Origin of the sequence: Streptomyces cellostaticus (assembly GCF_001513965.1) — a bacterium.
GTDB lineage: Bacteria > Actinomycetota > Actinomycetes > Streptomycetales > Streptomycetaceae > Streptomyces > Streptomyces cellostaticus.
This window is the reverse complement of record NZ_KQ948016.1, coordinates 78006-99543: the sequence shown is the minus strand read 5'-3', so window position 1 is coordinate 99543 and position 21538 is coordinate 78006. Positions and strand designations below refer to the sequence as shown.

The following is a 21538-nucleotide window of genomic DNA, read 5'->3' as shown; positions in this document are numbered from 1 at the left end:
TTCCTGCGCGACGACGATCCGCCTCCGCCGGACGGGGGAGCCGCCGTCCTCCTCAGAGGCGCCGCGTAGCCAGCGTCAGCCGGTCCCGCGCGTCGAACAGGGCGTCCTTGATCATCTGTTCGTGGGCCGGGGTCAGGCGGGCCACCGGGACCGAGCAACTGATGGCGTCGCGGGCCGGGGTGCGGTACGGGATCGCGACGCCGAAGCAGCGCAGGCCCAGCGTGTTCTCCTCCCGGTCGACGGCGAAGCCCTGCTCGCGGACCTGGTGCAGTTCCTCGATGAGCTTCTCGCGGTCGGTGATGGTGTGCTCGGTCAGCGCCGGGAGGGTCTCCGGGAGGAGCTTGCGGACCTGTTCGTCGGTGTGGGTGGCCAGCAGCGCCTTGCCCAGGGATGTGGAGTGGGCGGGCAGGCGCCGGCCGACACGGGTGAAGGGGCGCAGGTAGTGCTGCGACTGGCGGGTGGCCAGGTAGACCACGTTCGTGCCGTCGAGACGGGCCAGGTGGATCGTCTCGGTCGTGTCGTCCGAGAGGCGGTTGAGGGTCGGGCGGGCCGCCTCCACCACCTCGTCCCCGTCGATGTAGGACGTGCCGACCAGCAGTGCCCGCACCCCGATGCCGTACCGGGTGCCCGTCGCGTCCGTCTCCACCCAGCCCAGCTCCACGAGCGTGCGCAGCAGCATGTACAGGCTGGACTTCGGGTAGCCCACGGCCTCCTGAACCGCCGCAAGGGAGTGCATACCGGGCTTTCCGGCGAAGTACTCCAGCAATTCAACGGTCCGTACCGCGGACTTGACCTGTGCCCCGCCGCCTGTCTCGCCTGCCGACATCGCCCTTGACCCCTTCGTTCGACGAGGACCTAGATATATAGTCTCCGAGCAGCACATTCATCATCAGAGACAGTGTTCAGTATATCGAACGCGGCTGATGGTTGACCCAGGAAATGCGGCCTTACTTGGAGGGACCCGCGGTGGCAGCAGCACCAGTCTGGAGTGTCGACCCGCGCACCGGGAAGCAGCGTGAACAGGTTGCGGTGGAGGCCACAGCCCAGGAGGTGGACGCGGCCGTCGGGGCGGCACACGCCGCGCGAGCCGCCCTCGCCGACCGCTCGGTCCGCTCCGCCTTCCTGCGCTCGGCCGCCGCCGGCCTGGACGCGGCCCGGGACGGCCTGGTCGAGACCGCCGACGCCGAGACCGCCCTCGGCCCGGTCCGGCTGACCGGCGAACTCGCCCGTACGACGTACCAGTTGCGGGCGTTTGCCGACATCGTCGACGAGGGCGCCTTCCTGGACGTCGTCATCAACCACCCCGACGACACCGCCACCCCGCCCATCCCGGACCTGCGCCGCTACAAGGTCCCGCTGGGCGTCGTGGCCGTCTACTCCGCCTCCAACTTCCCCTTCGCCTTCTCCGTCGCCGGCGGCGACACCGCGAGCGCGCTGGCCGCGGGCTGCCCGGTGGTCGTCAAGGCCCACCCCGACCACCCGGCCCTGTCCGAGCTGGTCGCCAAGGTGCTGCGCCGGGCCGCGGCCGAACACGGCATCCCCGAGGGCGTCGTCGGCCTCGTGCATGGCTTCGACGCGGGCATCGAGCTGATCAGGCACCCGCTGGTCACCGCCGCGGGCTTCACCGGTTCCGTGCGCGGCGGGCGGGCCCTGTTCGACGCGGCCGCCGCGCGTCCGGCACCGATCCCGTTCCACGGTGAGCTGGGCTCGCTGAACCCGGTCGTGGTGACCGAGGCGGCCGCGGCCGAGCGGGCGGAGGCCATCGGCTCCGGGCTCGCCGGATCCATGACCCTGGGCGTCGGCCAGTTCTGCGTCAAGCCGGGCCTGGTGCTGGTGCCGTCCGGCGCGGACGGCGACGCTCTTGTCAAGGCGCTCACGGACGCCGTCAGCGACACCGACGCGGGTGTCCTCCTCGACCACCGCATGCGGGACAACTTCATCGCCGGCGTCTCCGAGCGCGCTCAGCTGCCCGAGGTGGAGTCACCGGTCACACCGGGTGCGGGGGGCGAGCACACGGTGAGCGCGGGCTTCCTCACGGTTCCGGCTCAGAAGCTGGCCGAGGAGGGGGCGTACGACCTGCTGCTGGAGGAGTGCTTCGGGCCGGTGACCGTGGTGGTCCGGTACGAGGACGAGAGCGAGGCGACGGCGGTGCTGTCGCGGCTGCCGGGCAACCTGACGGCGACGGTTCACCTGTCCGGTGGGGAGGCCGCCGGTGAGGGCCGCGGTGCCGAGATCCTCGCCGAGCTGACTCCGCTGGCCGGGCGCGTGCTGGTGAACGGGTGGCCGACGGGGGTCGCCGTGGCGCCGGCCCAGCATCACGGTGGGCCGTACCCCGCGACCACCTCTACGTCCACCTCCGTGGGCGGTACGGCCATCGAGCGGTGGTTGCGGCCGGTGGTGTACCAGGGAGCGCCTGAGGCTTTGCTGCCCAAGGAACTTCGTGATGAGAATCCGCTGGGGCTGCCTCGGCGGTTCGACGGGGTTTTGGAGCGGTAACGCCGTAGCCCCGCGCCCCTGAGGTCGGCTGCCCCTGGGCAGGCACAAAGCTCACGAAGCTCCCCGGGCTCAGACACTCTCCTGCGAGAATCGGTCGATGGACATAGAGCTTCCCGAACTCCCCTTCCCCCTGCGGACCTACGGGCCCGACGGCAACTGGGCCTATGAGGGGGGTGTGCTCACCGGGTGGGCCGGGCCCCGGCAGGACCGGTTCGTCACGCCTACCGGTGAGGCCCTGGAGCCCGCCTCCGACGCGCCCCGGCTGCTCGGGGCGCCCGAGGGTGACTTTCAGCTGATCGCGCGGGTCACCGTCGGCTTCGGCGCCGCCTTCGACGCCGGCGTGCTCTACGTCCATGTGGGCGACCGCGCCTGGGCCAAGCTCTGCCTGGAGTACTCCCCGGACGTGCCCACCGTCTGCACGGTGGTCACCCGGGGACACTCCGACGACGCGAACTCCTTCACCGTGGAGGGGAGCTCGGTGTGGCTGCGGATCAGCCGCACCGGACGTGCCTTCGCCTTCCACGCCTCCCGGGGCGGCGAGCGCTGGACCTTCGTCCGGCTGTTCACGCTGGGCGAGGAGAAGGAGACCGGTGCGGCGCTGGTCGGCTTCATGACGCAGTCGCCGATGGGGGAAGGGTGCGTCGTGACGTACGACCACCTCGAGTTCCGGCCCGCCTGGCCGAGCGATCTGCGAGACGGAAGCTGAGCGTCTGTCGCGCCCGGTTCAGCCGGCACGGAACCGGAGCCGGTGCCGTCACGTCCTCCGTTGCATGATCAGTGAACGTGTCAGCGGAGCTCTGGTGATCCGCACCGCCTTGTCCGCCGAAACCGAGGTCATCGCCGATCTGCACGTCCGGGCCCGTTCGACGTACTACCCGGACGGCGTCCCGCAGGCCGACTTCGACTGGACCGAGTCCTGGCGCGGTTCCATCGAGCGCCCCGACGGACATGTGCTCTGCGCCGTCGAGCAGGGCCGGATCGTCGCCATCGCCTCCTTCCGTACCCCGGACGGCGCACCCGTGGACACGGTCAAGCTGTTCCAGTTCCACGTCGACCCCGGCCACTGGCGCGCGGGCATCGGTACGGCCCTGCACGCGGCCTGCGTGGAGGAGTGGCGGGCCGACGGCAAGCGGACGGCCGTGCTCGACGTGCACGCGGACAACCGGCGGGCCCAGGCCTTCTACGCCCGCCAGGGCTGGGTCCCCGACCCGGAGAACCCGCCCGCCGAGGGTGACCATCACCTCTTCCTGCGCTTCTCCGTGGCGGGGGAATGAACGTCGCTGTTTGAATGTTCACGTACCGGCGGAGAGAGCCTCCGTGCCGGTACGACCTGGAGAAGAGCCGAGAGCATGCGCGTCGAAATCTGGACGGACATCGCCTGTCCCTGGTGTTACGTCGGAAAGGCCCGTTTCGACCAGGCGCTGGCTGCCTTCCCGCACCGCGACGAGGTCGAGGTGGTGCACCGCTCCTTCGAGCTGGACCCGGGCCGCGCCAAGGGCGATGTGCAGCCGGTGATCACCATGCTCACGAAGAAGTACGGGATGAGCGAGGCACAGGCCCAGGCCGGCGAGGACAACCTGGGTTCCCAGGCCGCCGCCGAGGGCCTGGACTACCGGACCCGGGGCCGCGACCACGGCAACACCTTCGACATGCACCGCCTGCTGCACTTCGCCAAGGAGCAGGGCAGGCAGGACGAGCTGATCCAGATCCTGTACCGGGCGAACTTCGCCGAGGAGCGGTCCGTCTTCACCGAGGGCGACGAGCGGCTCGTGGAGCTGGCCGTCGAGGCCGGGCTGGACGCGGAGGCCGTCCGCACGGTGCTCGCCGACCCGGCCGCCTACGCCGAGGAGGTCCGGGCCGACGAGCGTGAGGCCGCCCAGCTCGGTGCGAACGGTGTGCCCTTCTTCGTCCTGGACCGCACGTACGGCGTCTCCGGCGCCCAGCCCGCCGAGGTCTTCACCCAGGCGCTGAGCCAGGCCTGGGGCGAGCGTTCCCCGCTGAAGCTGGTCGACCAGGGTGATGCCGAGGCATGCGGTCCGGACGGGTGCGCGGTGCCGCAGCACTGAGAAACCGCAGGTCGGCGCGGATGTATAAGCGCTCCTAAGTCAATCCACGTAAAAATCCGCAATGGACTACGACTTCATGGGGCCGCAGAGTGGACCCATGAAGACCACGGAGACGTTCGAGAGCCTCGTCCGCGCCGAGTTCAGCCCGGAGAACACCTACCTGAACACCGCGAGCAGCGGCCTGCTGCCCGCTCGTACCGTGGCCGCGCTGCACGAGGCGGTGACGATCCGGGCGGAGGGCAGGCCGCTCGATCCGCTGTTCGAGGACGTCGAGCTGGCCCGGGCTGCGTTCGCCCGGCTCGCCCAGGTGCCGGCGACCCGGGTGGCGGCGGGACCCTCGGTGGCCACCCAGACCGCTCTGGTCGCCGCCTCCTTGCCCGCCGGTGCCGAAGTCCTGACCGTCGAGGACGACTTCACCTCGGTCGTGAACCCCTTCCACACCAGGGGCGACCTCAAGGTGCGCGCGGTCCCGCTGGAGCGGCTCGCCGAGTCCGTGCGGCCCGGCACCGCACTCGTCGCGGTCAGTGCCGCCCAGTCCGCCGACGGCCGGATCGCCGACCTGCCCGCCCTGCGTGCGGCTGCCCTCACCCACGGGGCGCGCACCTACGTCGACTTCTCGCAGGCCGCCGGCTGGCTGCCGATGCAGGCCGACGCCTACGACTTCACCGTCTCCACGACCTTCAAGTGGCTGCTCGGCCCGCACGGGGCGGCCTTCCTCGTCGTCCCGGAGGACTTCGGCGGGCTGTCCCCGTTGCTGGCGAGCTGGGTCGCGGCCGAGGAGCCGTGGACCAGCTGCTACGGCCCGGTGGTCGAACTCGCCCACTCCGCACGGCGGTTCGACGTCAGCCCGGCCCTGTTCACCTTCACCGGGGTGCGCCACTCCCTGACCCTGATCGAGGAACTCGGCGTGGCCGCGGTACAGGCCCACGACCTGGCCCTGGCCGACCGGTTCCGGGCGGGAATCGCGGCCCTCGGCCACGAACCCCTGCCCGCCCCCGGCTCGGCGATCGTCTCGGTGCCCGGACTCGGTTCCCGGCAACCGGAGTTGAGCGAGGCGGGCATCGAGGTCTCCAACCGCGCGGGCAACCTCCGCGCGGCCTTCCACCTCTACAACACGCCCGCGGACGTGGACCGCCTGCTGACCGCACTGTCCGGCTGATCCGTTCAGGTCGCCTGCCAGGCCCCGCGCCAGGGGCCTCCGGCTGTCGCGCGGAGGCCCCTGGAACGGTGTGCGTCACGTCACCGGACGGGAGTGAAGTCCCTGGCCCCGATGAACTCCGGGCGCCGCACAGGCGCCGCGAACGGCTCCACCGCCGTGTTCTCCACGCTGTTGAACACGATGAAGACGTTGCTGCGCGGGAATGGCGTGATGTTGTCGCCGGACCCGTGCATGCAGTTGCAGTCGAACCAGGTCGCCGAGCCCGCCCGGCCGGTGAACAGCCGGATGCCGTACTCGCTCGCCAGCGCGGTCAGCGCCGCGTCGGACGGCGTGCCCGCGTCCTGCATCTGCAGCGACTTCTTGTAGTTGTCCTGGGGCGTGGCCCCGGCGCAGCCCAGGAACGTCCGGTGCGAGCCCGGCATGATCATGAGCCCGCCGTTGGTGTCGTGGTTCTCGGTCAGCGCGATCGAGACGGACACCGTGCGCATGTGCGGCAGGCCGTCCTCGGCGTGCCAGGTCTCGAAGTCCGAGTGCCAGTAGAAGCCGCTCGCGCCGAAACCCGGCTTGACGTTGATCCGGGACTGGTGGACGTACACGTCCGAGCCGAGGATCTGCCGGGCGCGGCCGACCACCCGCTCGTCGCGCACCAGGCGGGCGAACACCTCGCTGATCCGGTGCACTTCGAAGACCGAGCGGATCTCCTGCGACTTCGGCTCGACGATCGAGCGCTCGTCGGCCCGGATCGCCGGGTCGGCGACCAGCCGGTCCAGCTCGCGCCGGTAGACCTCGACCTCGTCCGGGGTGATCAGCTGGTCGACGGCGAGGAAGCCGTCACGCTCGTACGACTGGAGGCCGGCCGTCGTGATCGGGCCGGGCGTGTCCGGGGAGCCCCAGACGACCGGGTCCTGGCGGGGCGCGGTCACCTCCTCGGCGCCGCGGCTGGGGTACAGGTCGGTGACGGTGGTCATGGCGGTCACACCTCCTCGGGCTCGGTGAGCAGCGGGTAGACGCCGTTCTCGTCGTGGTCCTCCCGTCCGGTGACGGGCGGGTTGAACACGCAGATGCAGCGGAAGTCCTCCTTGACCCGCAGCGTGTGCCGCTCGTGCCCGTTCAGGAGGTACATGGTGCCGGGAGTGATCGTGTACGTCTTCCCGGTCTCGTGGTCGGTGAGTTCGGCCTCGCCCTCGACGCAGACGACGGCCTCGATGTGGTTGGCGTACCACATCGACGTCTCGGTCCCGGCATACAGGACGGTCTCGTGCAGGGAGAAGCCGACCCGCTCCTTGGCGAGGACGATCCGCTTGCTCTCCCAGGTGCCGGACTTCGCCCGGACGTGCCGGTCGGTGCCTTCGATGTCCTTGAACGATCGGACGATCACGGTGCTGTGCTTCCTCCTCGGTGGATGGTGCTAGGCGGTTTCGCGGACGGCGCGGGCGACGACGCTGAGGCCCTCGTCCAGCTCTTCGGGGGTGACGGTGAGGGCGGGCAGCAGCTTGACGACCTCGCCCTCCGGGCCGGACGTCTCGATGAGCAGCCCGAGTTCGAAGGCCCGCCGGGCGACCCGCGAGGCCCGGCCCTTGTCGTGGAACTCCAGGCCCCACACCAGGCCGCGGCCGCGGTACTCCCGCACATCGGCGAGGTTCTCCTCGGTGATCGAGATCAGCGCCTGCTCGATCTGCTCGCCGCGGGCCCGGGTCTGCTTCTCCATGGCGGAGCCGTCGGCCCAGTACGTCTCCAGGGCCGCGGTGGCGGTGACGAACGCGGGGTTGTTGCCGCGGAAGGTGCCGTTGTGCTCGCCCGGCTCCCAGACGTCGAGTTCGGGCTTGAACAGGCACAGCGCCATCGGCAGGCCGTACCCGCTGATCGACTTGGACACGGTGACGATGTCGGGCACGATCCCGGCCTCCTCGAAGGAGAAGAAGGCTCCCGTCCGGCCGCAGCCCATCTGGATGTCGTCGACGATCAGCAGCATGTCCTGCCGCTCGCACAGCTCCTTGAGGGCGCGCAGCCATTCGGGCCGGGCGACGTTGATGCCGCCCTCGCCCTGCACGGTCTCCACGATCACCGCGGCCGGCTTGTTGAGACCGGAGCCCTGGTCCTCCAGGAGCCGCTCGAACCACAGGAAGTCAGGCACCGTGCCGTCGAAGTAGTTGTCGAAGGGCATCGGCGTGCCGTGCACCAGCGGGACACCGGCGCCGGCCCGCTTGAACGCGTTGCCGGTGACGGCGAGGGAGCCCAGGGACATCCCGTGGAAGGCGTTCGTGAACGACACGATCGCCTCCCGCCCCTTCACCTTCCGGGCCAGCTTCAGCGCCGACTCGACGGCGTTGGTGCCGGTCGGCCCCGGGAACATGACCTTGTACGGCAGGTCGCGCGGGCGCAGCACCAGGTCCTGGAAGGTCTGCAGGAAGGAGCGCTTGGCCGTGGTCGACATGTCCAGGCCGTGGGTCACGCCGTCCCGGGACAGATAGTCGATCAACGCCCGTTTCAGGACCGGATTGTTGTGGCCGTAGTTGAGCGAGCCGGCACCGGCGAAGAAGTCGAGGTACGCATGTCCGTCCTCGTCGTACATCCGGCTGCCCTGCGCACGGTCGAACACGGTGGGCCAGCCGCGGCAGTAGCTGCGCACCTCGGACTCGAGGGTCTCGAAGACACTGAGGTCGGGCTGGGTGATGGTCACGGTGAATCGCTCCTCAAAGCGCGGTGGGGGTCAACGGGCCTATGCGGTAGAGGACTTCGGGGTCGTGCTGGCCGTCCGGGAACAGGTCGGCGGGAAACAGCACCTCCCGGTCGAGGTCCGCGCCGTGCCGGGCGGCGAACGAGGTGAACAGGCGCTCGGAGGCCGTGTTGCCGGGGGTGATGGTGGTCTCGATGCCGGTGATCCGGCCCTCGCCGGCCAGCCGGGCGGTCAGCCCGTCCAGCAGCGCGGCGGCGATGCCGCGGCCCCGGTGGGCGGCGTCGACGGCCACCTGCCAGACGAGCAGGATCCCGGGACGGTCGGGCCGCACGTACCCGGTGACGAAACCGACGGGCTCGCCGTCCGCGCCGCGCGCCACCGCCGAGGTGCCGGCGAAGTCCCGGCACCACAGCAGATAGCTGTACGAGGAGTTCAGGTCGAGGGTTCTCGAGTCCTTGGCGATACGCCAGAGCGCGGCTCCGTCGGACACCGCCGGTCGGTCGATGAACAGGTCTGCTTGTGCGGCAGTCATGCGGCACGAATTTAGCGAGGCAAATTCAGTAATGCACGGGCGCGGTGGCCGGGGATGCGGAATGGTGGGGAGCGGGCTGGCGAAATGCCCGGATTACCCCACCATGAAAGGGGACAAAAACACCCCATTGTGGAGTGTGTCACAGCATGGAAACCCGCTAGAAGCCCGTATGAAAAACTCCCTGTTTAGCCTCGCAAAAAGCGGGCAGAAGAATACGGGAAGCTATCGTCGGGTGAATTAGCGGGAATTGTGAAGCCCATTTGAATTCAGATTTCAGTCCGTGGTCACCGCCAGGCTGCGTCCGCCGCGCGGCGGGCTCCGGCCAGGTCCACCGTCAGCCCCCGCTCGGCGAGGGCCACCCCCAGGGCCGACAGGGAGCTGTGCACGGCACCCGGCGCCGCGTCCGGGCCGTAGTGATTGACGCGGATCATCTCCTTGGCCAGCGCGCCGCCGCCGGCGGCCAGCGGGAGCGCGGGGTCGCCCGCCAGGGCCCGGGCCACCAGCTCCGACGCCACCACCCCGGAGGGGACCCGCAGCGTCGTCGCGACCGGCGCCGCGTCCCTCGCCTCGTGGACGTAAGGCTCCAGGCCCCCGCCCAGGACCGCCGCGCCCGCCCGGGTGGCCGCAGCGGCCGACGCGTGCCGGGCCATCACCGTCTGCGCGCCCGCCGCCTCGATCCGCTCCAGGCACGCCTCCAGCGCCAGCATCTCCAGCTGGGCCGGAGCGTGCAGCAGGGCCTTGCGGCCGCCGTCGATCCAGCGCTCCTTCCAGTCGAGGAGGGAGAGGTAGGAGCGGCGCGGGGCGTTCGGGTTGGCCGCCATACGGGACCACGCCCGCTCGCTCACCGAGATCGCCGACACGCCCGCCGGGCCGCCCATCGCCTTCTGGGCCCCGATCACACACAGGTCCACACCCCATGCGTCCGGCAGCACCGGCTCCGCCCCCACGGAGGCGACCGCGTCCAGGTAGAACAGCGCGCCGTGCTCCCGCACCGCCTCGCCGATCTCCGCGACCGGGTTGGTGTTGCCGGTCGCCGCCTCCGCATGGACGAGCGAGACGAAGTCGATCTCCGGGTGCTCGGCGAAGGCCTCCCGGATCTGGGCGGGGGTGACCGCCGTGTGGAACGGGACGGACAGGTCGTACACCGTCGCGCCGCAGTCCCGCAGCCAGTCGCCGAAGGTCTGCCCGTACGGGCCCGTGATCACGTTCAGCGCGGTCGTGCCCGGACCGGCCGCCGCGCGGATCGCGCCCTCCAGCGGCAGCAGCGCCTCGCCCTGCGTGATCACCACGTCCTGCCGGGTGTCCAGCAGCCGGGCCACCCGGTCCTCGATGGCGGCGAAGCGCTCGGCGCTCAGCGGGGGCAGGTCGAGGAAGGGGTGGGTCACGGCGGGCTCTCTCTTCGTTCGCGGGGGTCGACTCCACCGATCTTAGGTCCAACGGCTCCGTAACCATCGGTTTGATTTGAGAGACTCAAACTCTTCCTTATAATCGGAACCCATAGTTCCCTCACAGGGAGATCCCCCCATGAAAACGCTCCTCGGACGCCGGACCCGCGCTCTGGCAGCCATCACCGTGACGGCCGGGCTCGCGCTCGTGGCCGGCTGCTCCTCGGACAACGGGGGGAGCGGCAAGACCACCGTCAAGGGGGTCCACCTCGTCAAGGCCGGTCAGCTGACCACCTGCACCCACCTGCCGTACCCGCCGTTCCAGTCGGAGATCAACGGCAAGGTGCAGGGCTTCGACGTCTCCCTCATCGATCTCGTCGCCAAGGACCTGGGCGTCAAGCAGCAGATCCTCGACACGCCGTTCGAGAACTTCAAGACCGGCGCGTTCCTCAACTCCGGCCAGTGCGACCTGGCCGCCGCCGGCATGACCATCACCGCCGAGCGCAAGAAGAACGTCGACTTCTCCGACCCGTACTTCGAGGCCACCCAGGCCGTCCTCGTCGACAAGAAGAGCGGCATCACCTCCCTCGCGGACGTCAAGGCCAAGGGCAAGAAGCTCGGCGCCCAGGCGCAGACCACCGGCGAGGACTACGTCAAGGGCAAGGGCTTCGACCCGATCTCCTTCGAATCCTCCGACGCGGTCCTCAACGGTCTGCGCACCGGACAGGTCCAGGCGGTCGTCATCGACTACCCGGTGGTCCAGGGCTGGCTGAAGGACAAGGCCAACGCGGACGCCTTCAAGGTCGTCGACAACCTGAAGACCGGCGAGCAGTACGGCTTCACGGTGAAGAAGGGCAACACCGCCCTGCGCGAGGCCGTCAACAAGGCCATCAAGGCCGCCAAGGCCGACGGCACCTACAAGAAGCTCTACGAGCAGTGGATCGGCCCGTACAGCGCCTCCGTCGCCTCTCCCGCCGCCTCATGACCGATACCGACGTACAACTCCAGCCGAAGAAAAAGGGACTGACCCGGCGTCAGAAGCGCAGCCTGTCCCGGGGCGTGCAGTACGCCGTCTTCGCCGCCGCCGTGATCGCCTTCGCGGTCACGGCGGACTGGGGCCGGCTGCAGAACCAGTTCGCGCAGGCCGACATCGCCCGGCAGATGTTCCCGGACGTCATCACGCTGGCGCTGAAGAACACCGTGCTCTACACGCTGTCCGGCTTCGTCGTCGGGCTCGTCCTCGGCATGGTCATCGCCCTGATGCGACTGTCCTCGGTGGGGCCCTACCGCTGGGTCGCGAGCGTCTACATCGAGATCTTCCGCGGCCTGCCCGCCCTGCTGATCTTCATCTTCGTCGGGGTCGCCGTACCCCTGGCCTTCCCCGGCACGGAGATCCCCGGCGGCACCTACGGCAAGGTCGCCATCGCGCTCGGCCTGGTCTCGGCCGCGTACATGGCGGAGACGATCCGCGCGGGCATCCAGGCCGTGCCCAAGGGGCAGCTGGAGGCGGCCCGTTCGCTGGGCTTCTCGCCCGCCCGGGCCATGGTCTCGATCATCATTCCGCAGGCCTTCCGGATCATCCTGCCGCCGTTGACCAACGAACTCGTCCTGCTCTTCAAGGACTCCTCGCTGGTGCTCTTCCTCGGCGTCACCCTGGAGGAGCGCGAACTGTCCAAGTACGGCCGCGACCTGGCCAGTACGACCGCCAACTCCACGCCGATCCTGGTCGCGGGCCTGTGCTACCTGCTGGTCACGATCCCGCTCAGCCTCGTCGTGCGCCGCATGGAGTCCAAGTCCCAGGAGGCGATCCGGTGAGCCGCCCGGAGATCCAGGTACGCGACCTGCACAAGTCCTTCGGTGACAACGACGTCCTGCGCGGCATCGACCTGGAGATCGGCCAGGGCGAGGTCGTCTGCGTCATCGGCCCCTCCGGCTCCGGCAAGTCGACGCTGCTGCGCTGCGTCAACCTGCTGGAGGAGCCCACCAAGGGCCAGGTCTTCGTCGGCGGCACCGAGGTGACCGACCCCGACGTCGACATCGACGCCGTACGCCGCCGTATCGGCATGGTCTTCCAGCAGTTCAACCTGTTCCCGCACCTGAACGTCACCGAGAACCTCACGCTCCCGCAGCGCAGGGTCCTCAGGCGGGACAAGGCGACCGCCGCCGAGGTCGCCGCCGAGAACCTCGCCCGGGTCGGCCTGTCCGAGAAGGCCGACGCCTACCCGTCCTCCCTCTCCGGCGGCCAGCAGCAGCGCGTGGCCATCGCCCGCGCGCTCGCCATGGGCCCGGAGGTCATGCTCTTCGACGAGCCGACCTCGGCGCTCGACCCGGAACTGGTGGGCGACGTCCTCGCCGTCATGCGCATGCTCGCCACCGAGGGCATGACGATGATGGTCGTCACCCACGAGATGACCTTCGCCCGCGAGGTCGCCGACCGGGTCGTCTTCATGGACGGCGGCGTGATCGTCGAGGAGGGCAGCCCCGGCCAGGTCATCGGCAGCCCCCGGCACGAGCGCACCCGCCACTTCCTGTCCCGCCTGCTCGACCCGGCGATGGCCGAGGTGGAGGAGGAGACCTCGGACCAGGTGGGCAAGACCGAGGCCTAGGGTCTTTCGTTTGGATCAGGCCGGATCAGGGCGCGGTGCCAGACCCCGCGAGCCCGGCATGATCCAAACGACAGGCCCTAGCTCACTGACAGGACCGATTGCCGGCTCATTAAGGTGCCGTACATGAGCGATCGAGCGGTGCTGCACGTGAAGGGCCGGGTCCTGGCGGGGCCCGAGGACGTCCGTGACGAGCTGTGGGTGGTCGGGGGCCGCGTCTCCTACGACCGCCCCGCCGGCGTCCGTGACGTCCGGACCGTGGAGGGCTGGGCCCTGCCCGGCCTGGTCGACGCGCACTGCCATGTGGGCCTGGGCGCGCAGGGCCCGGTCGATGCGGACACCGCCGAGAAGCAGGCGCTGGCCGACCGGGAGACCGGGACCCTGCTGATCCGCGACGCGGGCTCGCCCTCCGACACCCGCTGGGTCGACGACCGCGACGACCTCCCGAAGATCATCCGGGCCGGCCGGCACATCGCCCGCACCCGCCGCTACATGCGGGGCTACGCCCACGAGATCGAACCGGACGAGCTCGTCGCGTACGTCGCCCAGGAGGCCCGGCGCGGCGACGGCTGGGTCAAGTTGGTCGGCGACTGGATCGACCGCGACCTCGGCGACCTGTCCGCGTGCTGGCCGCGCGAGGCGGTCCGGGCGGCCATCGCCGAGGCCCACCGCCTCGGCGCCCGCGTCACCGCGCACTGCTTCGCCGAGAGTTCCCTCGGCGACCTGGTCGAGTCGGGCATCGACTGCATCGAGCACGCCACGGGGCTGACGGAGGACCTGATCCCCCTGTTCGCCTCGCGGGGCGTCGCCATCGTCCCCACCCTCGTCAACATCGCCACCTTCCCGCAGCTGGCGGCCGGCGGCGAGACCAGGTACCCGCGCTGGTCGGCACATATGCGCCGGCTCCACGAGCGGCGCTACGACACCGTGCGCGGCGCCTACGACGCCGGCATCCCGGTGTACGTCGGCACGGACGCGGGCGGCTCACTGGCCCACGGCCTGGTGGCGGCCGAGGTCGCCGAACTCGTCACCGCGGGCATCCCGCCGATCCAGGCGCTGTCGGCGACGAGCTGGGGCGCCCGGGCCTGGCTGGGCCGCCCCGGACTGGAGGAGGGCGCACCGGCCGATCTGGTGGTGTACGAGTCCGATCCGCGGGCGGACGTACGGGTGCTGGCGGCGCCGCGCCGGGTGGTGCTGAACGGGCAGGTGGTGGAGTAGGGGTGGCACGGAGGAACGGGTGTGCCCAGCGATCCGAAAACCCGTACGGAATCTCCACGATGGAGTGAAGTAACGCAGGATCGCTGACCGTTCACCCACAGTGCGTACAAGGTTGACGGGTCCCAAGCATGTTCCGTCTGGGGGTCCCACCGCCTTGAACAGCAACAACTTCCGCATGCCCGCACGCCGTCTCGCCACGGTCGCGACGGTCACCGCCCTGGCCGCAGGTCCCGCGGTCCTGGGCGCGGGCGCCGCGCACGCGACCACCGACCACGGTCGCGCCTCCGCCGTCGTGCTCCGCACCGGACTCGACGTGTCCCTGCTCAACAAGACCGTGAACGTCCCGCTCGCGGTCTCCCTCAACGAGGTCCAGGCGCCCGAGAGCGCCGAGAAGACCGCGCTCACCGCCCGGCTCGACGGCGTGGACGGCGGCAGGCCGTTCACGGTCCTCGGCGCGCAGGTCGCGTCGGCCGGAGCCACGGTGAACGACAGACTCGCCGAGGGCTCGGTCCGCGTCGCCCACGCCAGCCTGCACGTCCCGGGCCTGCCCCTGCTCTCCCTCGTGGAGGTCGGCACGGTCACCGCGAAGGCGACCTGCGCCGCGGGGAAGCGGCCCGTCGCCGCCGCGAACGTCCTCGGCGCCGTCACGGTCCTCGGCAAACGCGTCACGCTCACCGCCGGCGGCCCCACCGAGGTGAAGGTACCCGGCGTCGGAGAGGTCCGCCTCGACCTCTCCCGGCGCAGCACCACGTCCCGCACGGCAGCCGCCACGGCCCTCGAACTCAAGGTCTCCGTCAACCCGTTGAAGCTCAACGTGGCCGACGTGGAAGGAACGATTACTCTGGCCAAGGCCACCTGCGAGTCACCGATGTACCCGCCCACCGGGCACCCGGTACCGAGCCACGACCCGGCATCCGACGTGAAGCCCCAGGGCGCCCGTACCGATCTCGCGGAGACGGGCGGCAGCTCGGCGACGCCGTACATCGCGGGCGGGGCGCTGGCGTTGGTGCTGGCGGGCGGCGGAGCGGTGACGGTGGCGCGGCGCCGCAAGAGCTGAGGGAAACCCTGGTGGGGTCAGCCCAGCGCTCGCTCCAGCCCCACCAGGAATCCGTTCACCGTGGCCCTGTCCCGTACGGCCATACGTATCCAGTCGCCGTCCAGCCCGGGGAAGGTGTCCCCCCGCCGCACGGCGTAGCCCAGCTCGCGCAGCCGGTGCCGTACGACCGCCGCCCCGGGCATACGGACCAGTACGAACGGTCCCTCCGCAGGCGAAACCACCCGCACACCCCGGTCGGCGAACGCAGCCAGCCCCGCCACCAGGTGGGCCCGGTCCGCCGCGATCCGGTGTGCCGCGTGGGCCGCCTCCGCCAGCGCCCGCGGCGCCACACACGCCCGCGCCGCGGCCAGCGCCGGCGTCGACACCGGCCACAGCGGCTGAGCCCGCTCCAGCTCGGCGACCGTCTCCGGCGCGGCCAGCACATAGCCGATACGCAGCCCGGCCAGCCCCCAGGTCTTGGTCAGACTGCGCAGCACGACGAGACCGGGCACATCGGTCCGCCCGGCCAACGCCTCCCGCTCACCCGGCACCGCGTCCATGAACGCCTCGTCCACCACCAACGTCCGCCCCGGACGGGCGAGTTCGGCGATCGTGGCGGCCGGGTGCAGGACCGACGTCGGATTCGTCGGATTCCCGACCACCACCAGATCGGCGTCCTCCGGGACGTCTCCGGGATCCAGCCGGAAGCCGTCCGCCTCCCGCAGCAGCACCCGGTGCACGGTGTGCCCCGCATCCCGCAGCGCCGCCTCCGGCTCGGTGAACTGCGGATGCACGACCACCGGCTGCCGCACCTTCAGCGCCCGCGCCAGCAGCACGAACGCCTCCGCCGCGCCCGCCGTCAGCAGCACCCGCTCCACGGGCAGCCCGTGCCGCGCCGCCACCGCCGCCCGCGCGGCCCGCCCGTCCGGGTAGGCCGCGAGGGACGACAGGGACCCGGCGATCTCCTCCCGCAGCCAGGCCGGAGGCGTGTCCGCGCGGACGTTGACCGCGAGGTCGACCAGGTCGGCCCCGTCGTCACGGACCTCGGCGTCCCCGTGATGGCGCAGATCGTCCCCGGTGTGCTCAGTGCGCATGGCTGTGCGAGTGCCCCCCGTGGTGATGGTGCCCGTGGTGGTGGCCGTCGTCGTCCGGGTGGAAGTGCGGCTGCTGCGGCAGCCCCACCTTGTCCTCGAAGCCCGGCAGCGCGATCCGGTACACGCAGGAGTCGCAGTTCATCCGCAGATCGCCCTTGACGGCCTCCGCGTACCGCTCCATCACCAGGTCCAGCAGCTCCGGCTCCGGCCCGATGACGTCCGCCGAGCGCACCTCGACCTCCGGATGCGCGGCCGCCCAGCCCTCCGTCTGCTGCCGCACCCGGTCCGGCAGGATCCCGGTGAACAGGAAGTAGGGGAGGACCACGATCCGCCGCGCCCCCAGCCGCACGCACCGGTCGAGCCCGCTCGGCACGTCCGGCGCCGCCAGCGACACGAACGCCGTCTCCACCCCGGCGTACCCGCGCCCCTCCCACAGCAGCCGCGCCGCCTTGTACACCTCGGCGTTGGCGTCCGGGTCGGTGGAGCCCCGGCCCACCAGCAGCACGGTCACGTCGGCCCGGTCCTCGGGTGTACGGGCCGTGCCCCCGAGGGCCTCGTCCAGCCGCCGCTCCAGCACGTTCAGCAGCGACGGGTGCGGGCCGAGCGGGCGGCCGTAGGTGTACGAGATACCCGGGTGCCGCTCCTTCTCGCGGGTCAGCGCGGCCGGGATGTCCCCCTTGGCGTGTCCGGCGGACACCAGCATCAGCGGCACGGCCGCGAACCGCCGTACGCCGCGCTCGACCAGGTCGGTGACGGCCTCGCCCAGCGGCGGCGGGGACAGCTCGATGAAACCGCCCGCGACGGGCAGATCGGGGTGGCGGCGGCCCAGCTCCCGTACGAAGTCGCGGAACGCCTCGGCTCCGGCCTCGTCCCGGGTCCCATGGCCGGCGATGAGCAGGGCGGGCGGCGGGGTGGTCACGGTTTCTCCTCGGTGGAAATCGGGTGGTACAGCAGGGCGTTGAGCGCGGCGGCGGCGACCGCCGAACCGCCCTTCTCGGACACGTTGCTCACGGCGGGCAGCCCGCTCGCCCGCAACGCTTCCTTGGACTCGGCCGCGCCGACGAAGCCGACGGGCAGGCCGATGACGAGCGCGGGCGAGGCGTCCAGGGTCAGCAGCTCCTCCAGGGCGGTCGGCGCACAGCCGATCACCCACAGGGCGCCGGGCCCGACCTCCTCGTACGCGAGCCGGATCGCGTGCGCCGAACGGGTCAGCCCCGGCCCGGCCTCGGCGTCCTTCAGCCGGCACACGGTCTTTCGCCGGGTGATGCCGGCCGCGACCATCTCCACGTCCACGACGACGGGTGCCCCGGCGTGCAGCGCGGCATGCGCCTTGACCAGGTCGCCCTCGTCCGTGACGAGGTCACTCGCGTACTCCAGGTCGGCGGCGGAGTGGATGACCCGTTCCACCACCGCCCGGGTCAGCGGCGGGAAGTGCGAGGTGTCCAGCCGGGCGCGCAGCCGCCGGAAGGACTCCTGCTCGATGGGGTGGACCACACGGTTCACTGGACGCCCTCCTGCGATGCCTGCCAGCGGTAGCCGCGCGGGGTCACCATGCGCCCCGCGATGTCCCGGGTCGCCGTGTTGCCCACGGTCACGACCGTCATCATGTCGACCGTCGCCGGGTCGAGCGCGGCCAGCGTCGTCAGCCGGCTCGACTCGTCCGGCCGCGAGGCGTTGCGTACGACACCGACGGGCGTCGCCGGCTCCCGGTGCCCGGCGAGGATCGCCAGCGCCTTGGGCAGCTGCCAGTCGCGGCCCCGGGAACGCGGGTTGTAGAAGGTGACCACGATGTCCGCCTCGGCCGCAGCCCGCACCCGCCGCTCGATGACCTCCCACGGCGTGTGCAGGTCGGACAGGCTGATCGACACATGGTCGTGGCCCAGCGGCGCGCCCAGGATCGCCCCCGCGGCCAGCGCGGCCGTCACGCCCGGCACACCGACCACGTCGATGTCGTCGGACGCCTCGGCGAGCGCGGGGGAGGCCATGGCGTACACGCCCGCGTCCCCGCTGCCGATCAGCGCCACCGCATGCCCCTTGCGGGCCTCGGCGACTGCCGTACGGGCCCGCTCCTCCTCCGCGCCGAGCCCCGACTCCAGCACCCGGGTGCCGGGCCGCAGCAGATCGCGGATCTGGTCCACGTACTGGTCGAGCCCGACCAGCACGGAGGCACGGCGCAACTCGGCCGTCGCGCGCGGGGTGAGCAGGTCCCGGGCACCCGGGCCGAGCCCGACCACCGCGAGCCGCCCGCGCCCCGGACGCCGTACGACGGCACAGGTCGCCATCGCCGGCCGGGCCGCCGACTTCCGCTTGGGCACGAGGAGTTCACCGCCGCGCACGAGTGCGGCCGCCTCGGCGACGGACGGGGTGCCGACGGCCGCGAGCGGCGCGTCCGACGGGTTGGGCACCGCCACGGCCGCCAGCTCCTCGGCCGGGTACGTCACCAGGGGCACCCCCAGCCGCTCGGCGGCGGCGACGATGCCGGGCTCCTCGGACTTGGCGTCCACGGTGGCGAGTTCGGCCACCGCCTTCGGCGAGAGGCCCGCCTCCCGCAGCGCCTCCTCGACCAGCCCGAGCACCTCCTCGGCCGGCGCGCCCTTGGAGGCGCCGACGCCGACCACCAGGGACGGCGGCCTGAGCAGCACCTCCCGCTCGCCCGCTGCCACGGCCCGGTCGGTGAGCCGGATCGTGTACGACCCCTGCGGCGCGGTCGGCAGCGGCGGCAGCGGCCACGGCACCTCGGCCTCCAGCGCGACGGGTTCGCCGTCGAGCAGGGCCCGCGACACCACGGCGACCGACCCCTCGTAGGGGAACCCGAGGGTGTCCAGACCCGGCAGCCCCACGGCGTCCGTCGCGGTCGTCACCACCGGCTCGGCCCCCAGCAACGCGCCCACCTCGCGGGCGAGTTCGTTGGCGCCGCCGCCGTGCCCGCCGACCAGCGACACCGCGAACCGGCCGCCCTCGTCCACGCACACCACGCCCGGGTCCGCCGCCTTGTCGCCGAGCAGCGGCGCGAGCAGCCGTACCGTCGCGCCCGTGGCCAGGAAGCACACCAGCTGCTCGCACTCGGCGAACGCGGCCCGGACGGCCTCGCCGACCAGGCCGTCGTACACCCGCGTACGGTCCGGCCAGGCCGCGGCCAGCCGGTCGCGCGCCGCCGTCCCCGCCGCGGTGGCGGAAATGAGGCCGATCACTGGGCAACTCCTTCACTAGACGCCGGGGTCCTGATGCCCCACAGCAGGAAAACGGGATTGGTCGCCGCCAGCCGGGTCACGTCCCCCGGCAGCGGCGCCAGCCGCGACGACTGCAACAGCACCCCGTCACAGGTGAACCCGGCACCCGTCAGCGCCTCGCGCGCCGCCGGTACCCGGTCCAGGGCGGCCATGGCGACCACGACGGTCCGCCGCGCCCGCCGCGCACACGCCGTGACGATGGTGGGCAGCTCGCGCCCCCCGCCACCGACGAACACGGCGTCGGGATCGTCACCGAGGCCGGACAGCGCGGCCGGTGCCGCGCCGTGCACCACGTCCACGTCGACACCGTGCGCCCGCGCGTTGGCGCGGATCCGCTCGACTCCGTCGCCGGTCTTCTCGACGGCGACCACGGCCGCGCCGAGCCGCGCGCACTCCACGGCCACCGAACCCGAACCCGCGCCGACGTCCCACACCAGGTCGCCCAGGCGCGGCCCGAGCCGGGCGAGCGCCAGGGCCCGCACCTCGAACTTGGTGATCATCGAGTCCCGGTGCGCGAACTCGCTCTCGTCCAGCGCCCACCGGTCCGGCCGCGCGGGCACCCCGGCGACCGTGCGCACGGCACCGAGCGCCCGTGTCTCGTCCAGGCACAGCACCACGCTCACCGCCGTACCCCAGTCCCGGGCCGCGGCCTCGGCGGGCGTCACCCGCTCCACACGCTCGCGCTCCGGATCGCCGAGCGCGCTCGCCACCACCAGGACACGGTCGTCGCCGAGCGCGGCCCCCAGCTCGGCGGGCCCGGCCCCCGGTCCGGTCAGCACGGCCACCTTCGGGTGCGCCCGGCACACGGTGACAGCCGTACGCAGGTCACGCCCGTGCGCACTCACCACCACCGCGTCGTCCCAGGGCAGCCCGAGCCGCGCGAACGCGGTGGCCACGGAGGACACCCCGGGCCGCACGTCCAGCCTCCCGGCCCCGAACCGCTCGGCCAGCGCCCGCACGATCCCGAAGAACCCGGGATCCCCGGAGGCCAGCACGACCACCGGCAGCTCCTTGCCGACGTACTCCCCGATCGCGTCCAGGGCGGGCGCCAGCGGCCCGAGCACGATCCGCTCCGCGCCCTCGGGCAGCCGTACGGCGTCCAGATGGCGCCGCCCGCCGACGACCAGAGCGGCACCGGCGAGGACGTCCCCGGGAACCGGCGGCGCCTCCGTCGACGTACCCGTACCGACGACCGTGATCAACTGTTCGCACCCCGTTCGCGCAGCGCCCGCCGCGCCTGGGGATCGGCCTTGCGGTACCCGTGGAAGTGACCGGGGTGGTACAGGTGCGAACGCGTCCCGTGGGCGTCCAGCGCCGGGCCGACCAGGAAGAGCGTGTGCTTCCAGAGCTTGTGCTCCTTGACCGTCTCCTCCAGCGTGCCGATCGTGCACTTCACGACCAGCTCCTCCGGCCAGGTCGCCTGGTAGGCGACGACCACCGGGGTGTCCGTCGGGTAGCCGCCCTCCAGCAGCTCCCGCACCAGCTGGCCGCTGCGCGCCGCCGACAGGAAGAGCGCCATGGTGGTGCCGTGCCGGGCGAACTCGCGCACCTCCTCGCCGGGCGGCATCGGCGTCTTGCCGCCGCCCAGCCGGGTCAGGATCACGGACTGGGCGACCTCCGGGATGGTCAGCTCGCGCTGCGCGAGCGCGGCGACGGCGGAGAAGGAGGAGACGCCGGGCACGATCTCGGTCTCGATCCCGATCTCGGCGCACCGGTCCACCTGCTCCTGCGTGCCGCCCCACAGTGCCGGGTCGCCGGAGTGGATCCGCGCGACCCTCAGGCCCTCGGCCCCGGCCCGCCGGTACACGGCCACGACGTCCTCCAGGGACATGGTCGCCGAGTCCAGGATCTCCGCGTCCACGCGCGCGTGCTCCAGGACCTCCGCCTGGACCAGGCTCGCGGCCCAGATCACCACATCGGCCTCCGCGATCGCGCGCGCGGCGCGGAACGTCAGCAGATCGGCGGCGCCGGGGCCGGCACCGACGAACGTCACCTTGCCGGTGGGGGCATCGGCCATGGGAAGGGGTCCTCTCGTACGGAAA

Annotated in this window: 22 protein-coding genes; 10 read left to right on the top strand and 12 right to left on the bottom strand. The window is 71.7% G+C overall.

The features are described from left to right. Positions 1-52: 52 nt before the first annotated feature. The gene (locus tag AQI88_RS04050) at positions 53-826 is read right to left on the bottom strand and encodes an IclR family transcriptional regulator (protein ID WP_066991977.1); all 774 of its coding nucleotides are present in this window, start codon (positions 824-826) and stop codon (positions 53-55) included. Between the two features lie 140 nt (positions 827-966). Between AQI88_RS04050 and AQI88_RS04045 the strand changes: the two genes are divergently transcribed. From AQI88_RS04045 to AQI88_RS04025, 5 genes are all read left to right on the top strand, one after another. Beyond that, complete coding sequence (locus AQI88_RS04045) at positions 967-2496, top strand: aldehyde dehydrogenase (NADP(+)) (protein ID WP_079057384.1); 1530 nt, start codon at positions 967-969, stop codon at positions 2494-2496. 97 nt (positions 2497-2593) lie between these two features. Beyond that, complete coding sequence (locus tag AQI88_RS04040; protein ID WP_066991971.1) at positions 2594-3202, top strand: DUF1349 domain-containing protein; 609 nt, start codon at positions 2594-2596, stop codon at positions 3200-3202. Positions 3203-3266: 64 nt separating this feature from the next. Continuing rightward, positions 3267-3770: a GNAT family N-acetyltransferase gene (locus AQI88_RS04035; protein ID WP_208615710.1), complete on the top strand. Its 504-nt coding sequence runs from the start codon at positions 3267-3269 to the stop codon at positions 3768-3770. Positions 3771-3845: 75 nt separating this feature from the next. Further along, positions 3846-4562 (top strand): DsbA family oxidoreductase, encoded by a 717-nt coding sequence (locus AQI88_RS04030; protein ID WP_066991966.1) that lies wholly within the window; start codon positions 3846-3848, stop codon positions 4560-4562. A 97-nt stretch (positions 4563-4659) separates the two neighbouring features. Continuing rightward, the gene (locus AQI88_RS04025; protein ID WP_066991963.1) at positions 4660-5721 is read left to right on the top strand and encodes an aminotransferase class V-fold PLP-dependent enzyme; all 1062 of its coding nucleotides are present in this window, start codon (positions 4660-4662) and stop codon (positions 5719-5721) included. An 80-nt stretch (positions 5722-5801) separates the two neighbouring features. Here AQI88_RS04025 and thpD read toward each other — a convergent pair whose 3' ends face one another. From thpD to AQI88_RS04000, 5 genes are all read right to left on the bottom strand, one after another. Further along, positions 5802-6689 (bottom strand): ectoine hydroxylase, encoded by an 888-nt coding sequence (thpD, locus tag AQI88_RS04020; RefSeq protein ID WP_066993613.1) that lies wholly within the window; start codon positions 6687-6689, stop codon positions 5802-5804. A 5-nt stretch (positions 6690-6694) separates the two neighbouring features. After that, positions 6695-7099 carry an ectoine synthase gene (locus tag AQI88_RS04015; RefSeq protein WP_066991960.1) on the bottom strand — a complete coding sequence of 135 codons (405 nt, stop codon included), beginning with the start codon at positions 7097-7099 and terminating at the stop codon, positions 6695-6697. 30 nt (positions 7100-7129) lie between these two features. After that, positions 7130-8401 (bottom strand): diaminobutyrate--2-oxoglutarate transaminase, encoded by a 1272-nt coding sequence (gene ectB / locus AQI88_RS04010; RefSeq protein ID WP_066991957.1) that lies wholly within the window; start codon positions 8399-8401, stop codon positions 7130-7132. A 13-nt stretch (positions 8402-8414) separates the two neighbouring features. Beyond that, a complete protein-coding gene (gene ectA / locus AQI88_RS04005; RefSeq protein ID WP_066991953.1) occupies positions 8415-8930 on the bottom strand; it encodes a diaminobutyrate acetyltransferase in 516 nt (171 codons plus the stop codon). A 284-nt stretch (positions 8931-9214) separates the two neighbouring features. Next, positions 9215-10315, bottom strand: coding sequence for a pyridoxal-phosphate-dependent aminotransferase family protein (locus AQI88_RS04000; RefSeq protein ID WP_066991950.1), 1101 nt, complete (start codon positions 10313-10315; stop codon positions 9215-9217). A 139-nt stretch (positions 10316-10454) separates the two neighbouring features. Between AQI88_RS04000 and AQI88_RS03995 the strand changes: the two genes are divergently transcribed. The 5 genes from AQI88_RS03995 (at position 10455) to AQI88_RS03975 (ending at position 15193) form a co-directional block, all read left to right on the top strand. After that, a complete protein-coding gene (locus AQI88_RS03995) occupies positions 10455-11300 on the top strand; it encodes a transporter substrate-binding domain-containing protein (RefSeq protein ID WP_066991948.1) in 846 nt (281 codons plus the stop codon). Beyond that, positions 11297-12130, top strand: a complete 834-nt coding sequence (locus AQI88_RS03990; RefSeq protein ID WP_066991946.1) for an amino acid ABC transporter permease — start codon at positions 11297-11299, stop codon at positions 12128-12130. The genes AQI88_RS03995 and AQI88_RS03990 overlap by 4 nt, the downstream gene beginning before the upstream one ends. Beyond that, positions 12127-12921, top strand: coding sequence for an amino acid ABC transporter ATP-binding protein (locus AQI88_RS03985; protein WP_066991943.1), 795 nt, complete (start codon positions 12127-12129; stop codon positions 12919-12921). Before AQI88_RS03990 ends, AQI88_RS03985 begins: the two co-directional genes overlap by 4 nt. A 123-nt stretch (positions 12922-13044) precedes the next feature. Continuing rightward, positions 13045-14136 (top strand): amidohydrolase family protein, encoded by a 1092-nt coding sequence (locus AQI88_RS03980; protein WP_079057383.1) that lies wholly within the window; start codon positions 13045-13047, stop codon positions 14134-14136. A gap of 154 nt (positions 14137-14290) precedes the next feature. Continuing rightward, a complete protein-coding gene (locus tag AQI88_RS03975) occupies positions 14291-15193 on the top strand; it encodes an SCO1860 family LAETG-anchored protein (RefSeq protein ID WP_066991937.1) in 903 nt (300 codons plus the stop codon). A 17-nt stretch (positions 15194-15210) separates the two neighbouring features. On the opposite strand, the gene cobC is transcribed toward AQI88_RS03975, so the two are convergent. The 6 genes from cobC to cobM are packed head-to-tail and all read right to left on the bottom strand — an operon-like array spanning position 15211 to position 21513. Further along, on the bottom strand, positions 15211-16266 hold the full coding sequence (gene cobC / locus AQI88_RS03970) for an Rv2231c family histidinol phosphate aminotransferase CobC (protein WP_066991934.1): 1056 nt from the start codon (positions 16264-16266) through the stop codon (positions 15211-15213). Beyond that, positions 16256-17185, bottom strand: coding sequence for a sirohydrochlorin chelatase (locus tag AQI88_RS03965; RefSeq protein ID WP_066991931.1), 930 nt, complete (start codon positions 17183-17185; stop codon positions 16256-16258). The genes cobC and AQI88_RS03965 overlap by 11 nt, the downstream gene beginning before the upstream one ends. Beyond that, positions 17182-17769, bottom strand: coding sequence for a precorrin-8X methylmutase (locus tag AQI88_RS03960; RefSeq protein WP_066991929.1), 588 nt, complete (start codon positions 17767-17769; stop codon positions 17182-17184). The genes AQI88_RS03965 and AQI88_RS03960 overlap by 4 nt, the downstream gene beginning before the upstream one ends. After that, the gene (gene cobJ / locus AQI88_RS03955; protein WP_066991926.1) at positions 17766-19457 is read right to left on the bottom strand and encodes a precorrin-3B C(17)-methyltransferase; all 1692 of its coding nucleotides are present in this window, start codon (positions 19455-19457) and stop codon (positions 17766-17768) included. Before cobJ ends, AQI88_RS03960 begins: the two co-directional genes overlap by 4 nt. Next, positions 19454-20698, bottom strand: coding sequence for a bifunctional cobalt-precorrin-7 (C(5))-methyltransferase/cobalt-precorrin-6B (C(15))-methyltransferase (locus tag AQI88_RS03950; RefSeq protein WP_066991923.1), 1245 nt, complete (start codon positions 20696-20698; stop codon positions 19454-19456). Before AQI88_RS03950 ends, cobJ begins: the two co-directional genes overlap by 4 nt. Further along, complete coding sequence (gene cobM / locus AQI88_RS03945) at positions 20695-21513, bottom strand: precorrin-4 C(11)-methyltransferase (protein ID WP_066991920.1); 819 nt, start codon at positions 21511-21513, stop codon at positions 20695-20697. Before cobM ends, AQI88_RS03950 begins: the two co-directional genes overlap by 4 nt. Positions 21514-21538: the final 25 nt, after the last annotated feature.

Bases quoted from the DNA above. Each gene is read 5' to 3' on its own strand.
- AQI88_RS04050 (WP_066991977.1), bottom strand. From the start codon at position 826: ATGTCGGCAGGCGAGACAGGCGGCGGGGCACAGGTCAAGTCCGCGGTA.
- AQI88_RS04040 (WP_066991971.1), top strand. From the start codon at position 2,594: ATGGACATAGAGCTTCCCGAACTCCCCTTCCCCCTGCGGACCTACGGG.
- AQI88_RS04035 (WP_208615710.1), top strand. From the start codon at position 3,267: ATGATCAGTGAACGTGTCAGCGGAGCTCTGGTGATCCGCACCGCCTTG.
- AQI88_RS04030 (WP_066991966.1), top strand. From the start codon at position 3,846: ATGCGCGTCGAAATCTGGACGGACATCGCCTGTCCCTGGTGTTACGTC.
- AQI88_RS04025 (WP_066991963.1), top strand. From the start codon at position 4,660: ATGAAGACCACGGAGACGTTCGAGAGCCTCGTCCGCGCCGAGTTCAGC.
- thpD (WP_066993613.1), bottom strand. From the start codon at position 6,689: ATGACCACCGTCACCGACCTGTACCCCAGCCGCGGCGCCGAGGAGGTG.
- ectA (WP_066991953.1), bottom strand. From the start codon at position 8,930: ATGACTGCCGCACAAGCAGACCTGTTCATCGACCGACCGGCGGTGTCC.
- AQI88_RS03995 (WP_066991948.1), top strand. From the start codon at position 10,455: ATGAAAACGCTCCTCGGACGCCGGACCCGCGCTCTGGCAGCCATCACC.
- AQI88_RS03990 (WP_066991946.1), top strand. From the start codon at position 11,297: ATGACCGATACCGACGTACAACTCCAGCCGAAGAAAAAGGGACTGACC.
- AQI88_RS03980 (WP_079057383.1), top strand. From the start codon at position 13,045: ATGAGCGATCGAGCGGTGCTGCACGTGAAGGGCCGGGTCCTGGCGGGG.
- cobC (WP_066991934.1), bottom strand. From the start codon at position 16,266: ATGCGCACTGAGCACACCGGGGACGATCTGCGCCATCACGGGGACGCC.
- cobM (WP_066991920.1), bottom strand. From the start codon at position 21,513: ATGGCCGATGCCCCCACCGGCAAGGTGACGTTCGTCGGTGCCGGCCCC.